Raw genomic sequence first — 11,898 nt, 5'->3', positions numbered from 1 at the left:
CGACACATTTACTGTCGGTTTATTTTTTTAAGGAGGATTTTATTGTGAAATTTTTATTACATGAGTTAAGTGCAGGTGTCTTATGCTGCTTTCTTACGACAACTACATTGGCGGCTAATTGGAGCAATACCTCTTTAGCAGCCAGTTATGGAAGAGACTTTTCTGAACCTTTTAAAAATGATGCACAAGGTAATGCGATTTATATTGAAAAGTACATATTTAGTTTGGTTCACTTAAGTGGCTATACCTATGGGACCAATTTTTTCCAATTAAATATGCACCAATCATCCAAATACCAATAAAGCATCTGGTCATGGAGCTCAAGAAGCTTATGTTATTTATCGGCACACCTTGGATATTCCAAGTATTACACAACACAAAATCGAAGATTCTGCCTGGTTAAAAAGCTATGGTTTCACTGTTGGTTTTGACTGGAATACCAAAAATGATGACTATGGTTCTAATCGTCAAATGTATGTTGCCGGTCCAAGTATCACCCTAAATGTACCTGGTTATTTAAATCTAAGTTTACTGGGCTATTATGAAAGCAATGATGCCAATGTTTTAACCAGTAAATACATGTATGATCCATATCTTGCCTTACAAGTACTTTGGGATTTTCCAGTAATGCAAAGTAATTGGAATTATCAGGGAATTGGTGTTTGGATGAGTCCTAAAGGCAAAAATGAAACCGGTGGCAAGACGGCAAGTGAAATTTTTGTCGATATGTCACTCATGTATTCTTTATTGAAAGACATATCTGTTCACCAGCCAAAGTTGAAAGCTGGAGTTGCCTATCAATACTGGAAAAACAAGTATGGTAATAATGAATCAGGGGAAGCAGGACGGGGAGCGACAGCAAGTAGCCCCATGCTTAGGCTTGCCTATCACTTTTAAATAATAACTTACCTGTACTCTAATGAATTACCAGATCAGTATTTTTATATTATTTTGATTTAAATAAGTTTATTTAAAATGAGATAAAACACAAAAGCAAAGATTATGGATTGATTTTTGCATAGAAAATATCAGCAAGCTAAGGATAGAGGTAATTATGTATAGTCAGCAACATAGGTCTATTTCTAGAATTCAGTCTCACACGCAGAATATTCATGATGCCAGGCACTGTCTTGATTTAATTATTGGTCCACATGATTTAGTTGACTCGAATAAATATGAACCTCTAGATTTTAGTTTTCATGGTTCACAGACCGGTCGTATGATTATTGGTGACTTAACTTACGGTAAAGATATTATTTTTAAAACCCATGACTAAGAGGATATGAACTATTTTTGTATTACGCGCCCTAAAAATGGACGTCCCCTATTTAAAAAAGATGGTGCTATTTTCTATGCATGTCATGATCAGCTTCAATTGTTTCTCCTGAAGATAAATTTGAATTAATCATCGATAAAAACTGTATTCAAACCTTCATTTCTTTTTCAAAAACTTTTGTTGAAAAAATCTTATCTGATTTAATTTCTCAACCCGTAATACAACCTCTTATTTTTGAGAATGTAATGGATAGTCACAATCCCAAAATTAAAGCCTGGTGGGATTTAATCGATAGCATTAAGAACTTTACGCATAATTTTACCAATGCCTCTTTCTTTCAAGAAATGCGGTCAGATTTTGAATATATTATTGTCAAATCATTATTACTGTCACAGCCAAACAATTATAGCGATTTGATTTATAAAAATACTCTGGACTACCCCGATTTTCATAATCGGTTATTAGAATTTATTCAAAAAAATATACAGCAAAAAATTGAAATTTCAGATCTGGAATACGCTTCGGGTTTAAGTAAAAAGAAATTAAATACAATTTTTAAAAAATATTTAAAATGTAGCCCGAATGCTTATATTCGACATTACCGACTTAAATGTATTTATAATGAAATTTCCCAATCAAGCTATAAGATTAGTATTACTGAGATTGCATACAAATGGGGAGTCACGCATTTAGGTCGCTTTTCTATTGAATATAAACAAGCATTTGGTGAAAAACCTAGCGAGACTTTAAAGAAAATTATAGAATGCTAATTAGCACATCATAACTTAGGTATTAATTCGAATTTATTGATTCATAAAAAAAGCTAAATCAGATGATTTAGCTTTTTGAATTGATCAATTAATCAATAAATTCTTGTCCGCCCATATATGGACGTAATACCTCAGGAATTTCAATCGAGCCATCAGCACGTTGGTAATTTTCCATCACAGCCAATAGCGTACGTCCAACAGCCAAACCTGAACCATTTAATGTATGCACAAATTCGGTTTTTTTCTGGTCTACACGGTAGCGGGCCTTCATACGACGAGCCTGAAAATCCCCCATATTAGAACAAGAGGAAATCTCGCGATAGGTATTTTGGCTAGGCACCCAAACTTCCAGATCATAGGTTTTAGTGGCACCAAAGCCCATATCTCCACCACATAGCAAAATTTTACGATATGGTAAACCCAGTGCCTGCAAAATGCTCTCTGCATGGGCAGTAAGTTCTTCAAGTGCCTGCATGGATGTTTCAGGCTTAACGATCTGTACCATTTCCACTTTATCAAACTGATGCTGGCGGATCAGGCCTCGGGTATCACGGCCATAAGAACCGGCTTCACTACGAAAACATGGCGTGTGCGCTGCATATTTCAATGGAAGGCGAGCAGTATCAATAATCTCGTCACGCACAAAATTCGTTACAGGTACTTCTGCAGTCGGGATCAGGTAATATTCTTTTTCCCCCTGCAATTTGAATAAGTCTTCTTCAAATTTTGGTAGTTGGCCTGTGCCACGCAGGGAATCAGCATTTACCAGATAAGGCACATACGCTTCGGTATACCCGTTTTTAAGGGTGTGCGTATCAAGCATAAACTGGGTTAAAGCACGTTGCAGCCGCGCCAGAGGACCTTTAAGTACACTAAAACGTGAGCCGGTTAATTTGGTGGCTGTTTCAAACTCCAGTCCACCCATCCACTCGCCCAAGTCTGTATGATCCTTGATTTCAAAGTCAAACTGACGTGGAGTACCCCATGTTAAAATTTCAACATTGTCACTTTCATCTTTGCCTGCTGGTACAGACTCATCTGGCAGATTAGGAATATTCATTGATTTGGTTTCAAGCTCGGCTTGCAGTTCAGCCAGTGCCAGTTCAGCAGCTTTGATTTCATCACCAATTGCTGACATACGTGCCATAATCTCTGATGCGTCTTCACCTGCTTTTTTAAGCTGACCAACCTGCTTTGCTCCGGCATTACGTTCTGCCTGCAAATTTTCAGTCTTCTGCTGGATTTCCTTACGGCGCACTTCCAGAGCTGCCCATTCTTCCACATCAAGCTGAACACCGCGTTTTGCCAATGCTAAATTTACAGCCTCAATATTATTTCTGAGTAATTTCGGGTCAATCATAGCCAATCATAAATAAGGTAAAAAACTGGCTATAGTGTAAGCTCTTCAAGGCAAAAAATACAGACAGCACAGGAAGTTGTTCGGATGATTCGCATAATAAGCCCACAATTTCAACTATAGTGCCCTTCCTTTCTATAGCGGATATATAAGAGAAACTGTAATAAAAAAGCTGCCACAAGGCAGCTTTTTAAATTTAAAAGAATTTATTTACTGGTCAATAATATCGGTGCCTTTTGGCGGAGTGAAATTAAAGGTAGAAGCCGGAATAGAAGCATTAACTTTTACATTGCTAAATTTTACATAGGTAGTCTGGCCAAGTGAATCTTCTAAAATCATCAGGCTTGGAGCTTTGTTGGTACCAAAGCTAATAGTCAGGCTCTGAAAAGCCCCTTCATTATTCTTTGGATAAAGGGTGTAGTAGGTTTTGGCTTTATTTGGTTGCGTTACCCGATAAGACTGCATAATTTGGCTGGTATTACCAGAGAGCAGTAACGCTGGTGTATTTGAGACCTGTTCATCTAAAGACTGACGGACTGCCTGCTGAAGATCAGGGTCATAAATCCAGACTGTTTTACCTGTAGTAACAATTGTCTGTTTAGACGGGCTGCTGGTTTCCCAGAAAAATTTTCCAGGACGCTCAACTTTCATTGTACCTTTAAAGGTCTGGTTCATATGTTGAGCTGTCAGGCCTTTCTGCTTTTTAGGCGCGTTGCCACTAACTTTAGTGGTCTGTTCAAAGTTGGCGCTCAGACTTTGTATGCCTTTGAGCTGCTGAACCAGATTTGCAGTTGCCTGCTGCTCCGATGCCGCCACAGGCGCAGCGATAACAGAGGTACTAATTACTGGCGCCAAGGTGGCTGCACCCACTGTCATAGCACATATGGTTTTACGAAGCATATTCATATAATCACCTTTATATTTGCCTGATCTCATTTGTTTGAGTTTCATCTTAACTGACAAACTCTGCCCTAATCATTGAGAATATAAGATATTTTGTTATGTTCTTCATGCAGTTTGTTGAAATTTATCCATCATGATGAAGATCGTTTCTATAACTTTAGATATAAAAAAAGCCCACATTTACAGTGGGCTTTTCTCAAACAGTTTAAACTTATACAGCTTCAACTGTTACGTAGCGACGGCCAAATTGACCTTTCACTTCGAATTTTACTACGCCATCAGCAGTAGCAAATAAAGTATGGTCACGGCCCATACCTACATTTGCACCAGCGTGGAATTCTGTACCACGTTGACGAACGATGATATTACCAGCAGTCACAGTTTGACCACCATAAATTTTAACACCTAACATTTTTGGGTTTGAATCACGACCGTTACGTGTCGAACCACCGGCTTTTTTGTGAGCCATGTCTCTTACTCCTCGTAATTAGCCTGAAATACCAGTAATTTTCAACTCGGTAAACCATTGACGGTGACCTTGTTGTTTACGGTAATGTTTACGACGACGCATTTTGATGATGCGGATTTTGTCGTGACGACCATGGCCAACTACTTCTGCAGTTACTTTAGCGCCAGCGACTACTGGAGCACCGATTTGAATGCTTTCGCCGTTCACAACCATTAGTACGTCATCAAACGTAATAGTTGAGCCAGTTTCAGCTTTCAACAATTCAACTTTAAGGGTTTCACCCTCAACTACACGGTGCTGTTTACCACCGCTTTGGATTACTGCGTACATAATGTACTCCAATCATGCCCGTGTCGTCGTGCCGGCAAAGGGATATACCGATCTTAAGACGAGCGCCACTGGGGTTATACAAGGCCAAAGATTTTAAGTGAAAACCGATCAAACAACAAGTAATTTACCCAAAATATTCAGACGACATTTGTATACACACTATTCTTTTTCCCTTAGCGGTATTTTCAGTGATTTTTCTTTGCATTTTTAAGGCCACGCTGTATCTTGTCTGGCGCAACAGCATCATGGCAGCAGTTCTTTAGAAGAATATACTCAAAGGCAGCGGACCTTAAACTAAAGGCTCCCGTCTGGTTTAAGCCCTAGAATTTTGGCTACCTTCCTGGCTGCTTTAGGATACAATAGCTTTAATTTTTTAAGTATCAGCTATCTAAAGGCTGGTCACGGTGTTTAGACGTCTCACTGTTTAACTGTGCATCCGATTACTTTCGCAAGAGGTTCTTCTTCATATGGCCATCGATTTCAAGCAAGATATTCTCGCTCCTGTTGCTCAAGATTTTGCAGCGATGGACCAGTTTATTAATGAAGGAATCAGCTCCAAGGTCGCACTGGTCATGTCAGTCAGCAAGCATGTCGTTGAAGCAGGTGGAAAGCGCATGCGTCCGATTATGTGCTTACTGGCCGCTTATGCCTGTGGTGAAACCAATTTAAAGCATGCACAGAAGCTGGCGGCCATTATTGAAATGCTGCATACGGCAACTCTGGTACACGATGATGTGGTAGATGAGTCTGGCTTACGCCGTGGCAGACCAACAGCAAATGCGACATGGAATAACCAGACTGCGGTACTGGTGGGGGATTTTCTGATTGCCCGGGCATTTGATCTGCTGGTTGATCTGGACAATATGATCTTGTTAAAGGACTTCTCTACAGGAACTTGCGAGATTGCTGAGGGTGAAGTATTGCAGTTGCAGGCACAGCATCAGCCAGATACGACAGAAGCTGTTTATTTACAGATTATTCACGGTAAAACCTCACGGTTGTTCGAACTGGCGACCGAAGGCGCTGCAATACTGGCAGGCAAACCTGAATACCGTGAACCTTTACGTCGTTTTGCCGGACACTTTGGCAATGCTTTTCAGATTATTGATGATATTCTGGATTACACTTCAGATGCTGATACGCTCGGCAAAAACATTGGCGATGACTTGATGGAAGGCAAACCTACCCTGCCATTGATTGCAGCAATGCAAAATACTCAAGGTGAACAGCGCGACCTGATCCGTCGCAGCATTGCCACTGGCGGTACTTCACAGCTTGAACAAGTTATTGCGATTGTACAAAATTCGGGAGCGCTGGATTATTGCCACAAGCGTGCTACTGAAGAAACCGAGCGAGCATTACAGGCACTAGAAATATTACCTGAGAGTACTTACCGGCAGGCGCTGGTTAACTTGACCCGCTTAGCTTTAGACCGAATCCAATAATATTATTAAAAATTTTATGCATTTAAACTTTCAAGATCTTTTTCTCAGAATGCACCAGCAGCTTGAGCAACCTCAAGCTGTATTAGATGAAAATATTCTTATTGAGCTGGTTAACCGTCTACGACCCGCTGATACCAAAAATACCGAAGAAATTGAAAGAAAATTTCGGGCATTTATTCAGTCGCTTTTAATTACACCGGTCGCTGCCTGTACATTTCAAACTTTTGTTCTACGTATTATTAATCATTACCGGCAAACCGCACTTTATGCTGACAGCGGCATTTTATCGTTAGATGGTTTCTGGAATCAGTTTACCCAGCGTTTAGGTGCACACTTTTTGCCGCTGATCAATGATGAAACCCAGCTGACCGATCTGCTGCACCGTGTCTTTCATCAGCGTACCGACAAATACTGGCTAGAAAATATTGATAGCCAGGACTGGCAGCTGTTCTTTAGCTTGATTAGCCGCAGTAATGGCAATATGGCAGAGAAGCAGTCAGTCCGTGATGAAATGATCCGCGCGATTACCGTTTTATCTTACCGGATTAGTGGTATTGGACTCTATCCGGAGTTTATTAATGCCTATCCTGAACTGACCGAATACGAATCCCCCTTTCTGGTCCAGAATCGGGAAGTCGTAGAATTTATTGTCCGCTATAAAAAGCTGCTTCAAAATCTGGACCAGTTTGCCGTGATGGAGCCACCAGATGCATCACAGGCATTTGTGATGTTTGAACAGTGCCGGGATGTTGTGCTCAAGATTCGCCGGTCTACCAAGCGTATTGGGGTAAGTTTAAGCCTCGCCTATCTGCTTTCACTGCTTGAGCAATGTCTGGACCGAATTGAATTGCTGCTGCATATCGTCACTGTAGAAGATATTTATACTTATGATGCACTCAGCCAGCTGCTGAGTGAGCTGGTCAAGGCACATTATAGTGAAAAAAGTGTACGGGCTTTATTGACCACTACCAGTGAGCTGATTGCCTTACAGGTAACTGAGAATGCCAGCCGGACCGGTGAACATTATGTAAGTACCGATAAAAAGGGCTTTTTTTCAATGTATAAGGCCGCAGCAGGTGCAGGGGTAATTATTGCCACAATGGCAACCCTTAAAATCCTGATGGCGCGTCTGGCCATGGCTCCGCTCATGCAGGCCTTTATGTTCAGCATGAATTACTCTTTAGGCTTCGTACTGATTCATGTCTTGCATTTTACAGTAGCGACCAAACAGCCAGCTATGACCGCAGCAGCGCTCGCTGCCACGGTACAGCATAAGAAAGGCTCTCGCACCGCACAAATTGCAGAACTGGCAGCCCTGATTATTAATATTATCCGGACTCAGTTTATTGCAATCTTGGGTAATATCTCGATAGCCATACCAACCGCAGCGCTGATTACCCTGCTATGGGAAGCCGGGATGCAAGAACCTCTAATGACCCATATGAAAGCTACCAAGCTTTTGCATGACTTGAACCCCTTTACTTCCCTTGCTCTGCCCCATGCAGCAATTGCCGGTGTTTGCCTGTTCCTATCGGGACTGATTGCCGGCTATTTCGACAATATGGCAGTTTACCGTAAAGTAGGACCACGCCTGAAAGCGCATCCCCAATTAAAAAACCTGATGGGACAAGACCGCCTAGACCGTTTTTCTGCCTATATTGAACGTAATCTGGGAGCACTTGCCGGTAACTTTCTATTTGGGATTATGCTGGGCAGTATGGGAACACTGGGTTTTATTTTAGGATTACCCCTAGATATCCGGCATATTGCCTTTGCATCGGCCAATTTTATTCAGGGTCTGATGAATATTAATGGCGGGCCAGATCTTGGCCTCATCATTGTTTCTTTTCTGGGCGTCCTGCTTATTGGCTTAACTAACTTGTTTGTCAGTTTTAGTCTCACCATTATTGTAGCTCTACGCGCACGACGGGTTCGTTTTGAACAATGGAAACCTTTGGCAAAGTTAGTTTTGACACATTTTATGACCCGTCCTAGTGATTTTTTCTGGCCCCCTAAAATTGAGGAAGCAGCAAATTCTGTAGATAACTCGCTGTCTAAAACAGAAAAATAACTTAATTTTGTTGCGTTTATGTGATATTGCTTCTAACTGCTCAGTTAAAAATAAGATAATTCTAGAGACTTGAAAAAGAGTGTACCAGTCAGTACACTTTGCTTCAATTTATGGCTCCTAACTGATCAGTTAGAATACAAGGTTGCTGCATGCCCTACCTGTTCTTGCTTATTGCTTGCCTTATGCTTGTCCTTAGCGGACAGGTATCTTACATCCCTGCGCTTCAGGGATGGGACGTGGCACAAGTAAAGTGGTTCAGCCAGCACCGAACAGAATCCCTTAATATTCTTGCAATGTTCTTATCTAAAATAGGTGGTTCAGTTGTCATAGGATTTGTTGTACTGCTTTGGTGCTCAAGACTGGCATGGTATAAAAAATATAAAACCGTTATTTTTATTAGTTTCGGAATGATCGGCAGCGGCACGCTGGTCTGGTTATTGAAATGGTGGATTGCAAGGCCCCGACCCTTAGAAATATATCACCTGGTTCAGAGCTACGGCGCCTCATTTCCAAGTGCCCATAGTGCATATGCTGCAAGCTTTGCTTGTCTGTTGCTCTTCCTACTTCGCAAGCATCGTTATTATGTTTGGATTTTCCTTGCTGCGAATAGCTGGTGGATCATTATGGGAATTTCACGGGTTTATCTCGGGGTTCATTACCCAACCGATGTTTTAACGGGTTGGAGTATTGGTTTTATTTGGATCTCTCTGCTTTGGCTATGGTTTCGTCATAATCAGTCAGGCAAAAATAATTTATTTTTAGATAAAAATCTAAATGAGGTGGAACAATGACATCGGCAAAGCTTTGGGCACCGGCCCTTACCGCTTGTGCTTTAGCAACAAGTATCGCACTTGTGGGTTGTAGCAAAGATCCAAAGGATGCACAAACAGGCGCGGCTGCTCAACAAATGCCACCACCTGAAGTAGGTGTCCTGGTTGCTCAGCCACGAAGTGTAGAACAGTCTGTTGAACTCTCTGGACGTACCTCACCCTATCAGATTTCTGAAGTACGGCCACAGGCAAGCGGTGTAATCCAGAAACGTCTGTTTACTGAAGGAAGCTATGTCCGTCAGGGGCAAGCTTTATATGAAATTGACTCGCGTACCAACCGCGAAAATGTAGCAAGTGCTCGTGCTACATTGAACCGCCAGCAGGCAAACCTGAATGTTCTGCGTGTAAAAGAAGGCCGTTATCGTCAGCTGGTAGGCACCAATGCGATTTCAAGACAGGAATATGATGATATTGTAGCTCAGGTAAAACTGGCACAAGCTGATGTTAACGCCTCTCAGGCAGAACTACGTAATGCAGAGATTAATCTGGGCTACTCTACTGTACGGGCTCCAATTTCAGGTCAATCTAGCCGTTCTTCAGTTACAGCAGGTGCACTGGTGACGGCCAGCCAGACTGAACCTTTAGTTACCATTCAGCAGCTTGATCCCATTTATGTCGATATTAACCAGTCAAGTGCTGAACTGCTGCGTCTGCGTCAACAGCTGAACCAGGGTAACCTGAGCAGCAGTAACAACACTAAAGTTAAACTGCGCCTTGAAGACGGAAGCGAGTATCCGATTGAAGGGAATCTTGCATTTTCTGGCGCCAGTGTTGATCCAGAAACCGGTACAGTGACTCTACGTGCAGTATTCTCCAACCCGAATCACCTGCTGTTACCGGGTATGTATGCGACTGCAAAAATCGTACAGGCAGTGATTCCAAATGCAATGCTGATTCCACAGGCTGCAATTACCCGTCTTCCGACAGGACAGGCGGTTGCCATGATCGTAAATGCTAAAGGTCTTGCAGAAAGCCGTCCGGTACAAACTGCCGGTGTGCAAGGTAAAGACTGGATTGTGACTAGCGGTATTCAAGCAGGTGAACGTGTCATTGTAGAAGGCATTGCCAAAGTTAAAGAAGGCCAAAAAGTGAACCCTAAACCTCTACAGCCTCAGGCAGCGGCCCAGGGAAGCAATAACGCAAAACCAGCTCAACAGGCCAAACCACAAGCTGAACAAAATGCTACTTCAAATACATAAGGGGTAGACTGAATGGCTCAATTTTTTATTCATCGCCCCATATTTGCATGGGTGATTGCACTGGTGATCATGCTGGCGGGGGTACTTACTCTCACCAAAATGCCAATTGCACAGTATCCGACGATTGCTCCACCGACCGTGACGATTGCGGCAACTTACCCGGGCGCTTCTGCTGAAACTGTTGAAAATACAGTGACCCAGATTATTGAACAGCAGATGAACGGTCTGGACGGGTTACGCTACATTTCTTCAAATAGTGCCGGGAATGGTCAAGCATCTATCCAGCTGAATTTTGAACAAGGTATTGATCCGGACATTGCACAGGTTCAGGTTCAAAACAAACTGCAGTCTGCAACGGCTCTGCTTCCTGAAGATGTACAGCGCCAAGGCGTGCGGGTAACCAAATCTGGTGCCAGCTTCTTGCAGGTCATTGCATTTTATTCACCTGATGATTCTCTGTCAGATGCTGATATTAAAGACTACGTTAACTCAAATATTTCTGAACCTTTATCACGTGTTGCAGGTGTGGGTGAGGTACAGGTATTTGGTGGCTCTTATGCCATGCGTATCTGGCTCGATCCTGCCAAACTAAGCAGTTTTCAGCTGACTCCAAGTGATGTAGCTAACGCCATCCGTAGCCAGAATGCTCAGGTGGCAGTGGGTCAGTTAGGCGGTGCGCCACTGACTAAAGATCAGGTGCTAAATGCTACAGTTACTGCACAAAGCCTGTTGCAGACTCCTGAAGAATTTAGCAATGTATTTTTGAAAAATACTGCAAGTGGTGCACAAGTCCGTATTGGTGATGTCGCCAAGGTGGAACTGGGCAGCGCAGATTACGGTTTTATTTCAAAATATAATAATAAACCAGCGGCCGGTGTAGCCATCAAACTTGCGACAGGCGCCAACGCACTCGACACTGCTGAAGCAGTCGAGGCACGCTTAAAAGAGTTACGTACCAGCTATCCTCAAGGGATGGTAGACGTGCTGGCATTTGATACTACTCCGTTTATCAAACTTTCAATTGAAAGTGTGGTTCATACACTGGTTGAAGCAGTCATTCTGGTCTTTATCGTGATGTTCCTGTTCTTGCAGAACTGGCGCGCCACCATTATTCCAACACTTGCTGTTCCGGTTGTTGTTCTAGGTACTTTTGCTGTAATTAATGTTTTTGGTTTCTCGATTAATACCCTCACCATGTTCGCCATGGTACTGGCAATCGGTCTGCTTGTAGATGATGCGATTGTTGTG

General features: G+C 42.4%; 12 protein-coding genes and 1 pseudogene. 9 read left to right on the top strand and 4 right to left on the bottom strand.

Annotation, left to right across the window (positions count from 1 at the left end; genetic code table 11):
• Positions 1 to 44: 44 nt before the first annotated feature.
• The 4 genes from B3X18_RS11930 to B3X18_RS11915 all read left to right on the top strand — a co-directional run bounded on the left by B3X18_RS11930 (position 45) and on the right by B3X18_RS11915 (position 2,046).
• Complete coding sequence (locus tag B3X18_RS11930) at positions 45 to 302, top strand: hypothetical protein (RefSeq protein ID WP_034688424.1); 258 nt, start codon at positions 45 to 47, stop codon at positions 300 to 302.
• A 49-nt stretch (positions 303 to 351) separates the two neighbouring features.
• On the top strand, positions 352 to 897 hold the full coding sequence (locus tag B3X18_RS11925) for a hypothetical protein (protein WP_005406946.1): 546 nt from the start codon (positions 352 to 354) through the stop codon (positions 895 to 897).
• 157 nt (positions 898 to 1,054) lie between these two features.
• A complete protein-coding gene (locus B3X18_RS11920; protein ID WP_228133620.1) occupies positions 1,055 to 1,276 on the top strand; it encodes a hypothetical protein in 222 nt (73 codons plus the stop codon).
• A 245-nt stretch (positions 1,277 to 1,521) separates the two neighbouring features.
• A complete protein-coding gene (locus tag B3X18_RS11915) occupies positions 1,522 to 2,046 on the top strand; it encodes a helix-turn-helix transcriptional regulator (protein WP_228133619.1) in 525 nt (174 codons plus the stop codon).
• A gap of 88 nt (positions 2,047 to 2,134) precedes the next feature.
• Here the strand turns inward: B3X18_RS11915 and serS are convergent, their stop codons facing one another.
• The 4 genes from serS to rplU all read right to left on the bottom strand — a co-directional run bounded on the left by serS (position 2,135) and on the right by rplU (position 5,105).
• Positions 2,135 to 3,406, bottom strand: coding sequence for a serine--tRNA ligase (gene serS / locus B3X18_RS11910; protein ID WP_005407002.1), 1,272 nt, complete (start codon positions 3,404 to 3,406; stop codon positions 2,135 to 2,137).
• Positions 3,407 to 3,613: 207 nt separating this feature from the next.
• Positions 3,614 to 4,309: an outer membrane lipoprotein chaperone LolA gene (lolA, locus tag B3X18_RS11905; RefSeq protein ID WP_005015860.1), complete on the bottom strand. Its 696-nt coding sequence runs from the start codon at positions 4,307 to 4,309 to the stop codon at positions 3,614 to 3,616.
• Positions 4,310 to 4,517: 208 nt separating this feature from the next.
• On the bottom strand, positions 4,518 to 4,775 hold the full coding sequence (rpmA, locus tag B3X18_RS11900; protein ID WP_005015863.1) for a 50S ribosomal protein L27: 258 nt from the start codon (positions 4,773 to 4,775) through the stop codon (positions 4,518 to 4,520).
• Positions 4,776 to 4,793: 18 nt separating this feature from the next.
• Entirely contained in the window at positions 4,794 to 5,105 is a 312-nt protein-coding gene (gene rplU, locus B3X18_RS11895) for a 50S ribosomal protein L21 (protein ID WP_005015865.1), read from the bottom strand.
• A gap of 467 nt (positions 5,106 to 5,572) precedes the next feature.
• On the opposite strand from rplU, the gene sdsA reads away from it, so the two are divergent.
• The 5 genes and pseudogenes from sdsA to adeJ form a co-directional block, all read left to right on the top strand.
• A complete protein-coding gene (gene sdsA / locus B3X18_RS11890; protein ID WP_005015869.1) occupies positions 5,573 to 6,550 on the top strand; it encodes an All-trans-nonaprenyl-diphosphate synthase in 978 nt (325 codons plus the stop codon).
• Positions 6,551 to 6,566: 16 nt separating this feature from the next.
• On the top strand, positions 6,567 to 8,621 hold the full coding sequence (locus B3X18_RS11885) for a site-specific recombinase (RefSeq protein ID WP_161794086.1): 2,055 nt from the start codon (positions 6,567 to 6,569) through the stop codon (positions 8,619 to 8,621).
• Positions 8,622 to 8,770: 149 nt separating this feature from the next.
• On the top strand, positions 8,771 to 9,412 hold the full coding sequence (locus tag B3X18_RS11880) for a phosphatase PAP2 family protein (RefSeq protein WP_005406964.1): 642 nt from the start codon (positions 8,771 to 8,773) through the stop codon (positions 9,410 to 9,412).
• Entirely contained in the window at positions 9,409 to 10,650 is a 1,242-nt protein-coding gene (locus B3X18_RS11875) for an efflux RND transporter periplasmic adaptor subunit (protein WP_005015877.1), read from the top strand. Before B3X18_RS11880 ends, B3X18_RS11875 begins: the two co-directional genes overlap by 4 nt.
• Positions 10,651 to 10,662: 12 nt before the next feature.
• Positions 10,663 to 11,898: pseudogene (gene adeJ / locus B3X18_RS11870) on the top strand (multidrug efflux RND transporter permease subunit AdeJ); the annotation flags it as partial.

It is taken from the genome of Acinetobacter sp. UBA6571 (assembly GCF_002434085.1).
GTDB lineage: Bacteria > Pseudomonadota > Gammaproteobacteria > Pseudomonadales > Moraxellaceae > Acinetobacter > Acinetobacter radioresistens.
The sequence above is the reverse complement of the archived record's forward strand: the minus strand, read 5'-3'. Positions and strand labels throughout refer to the sequence as shown.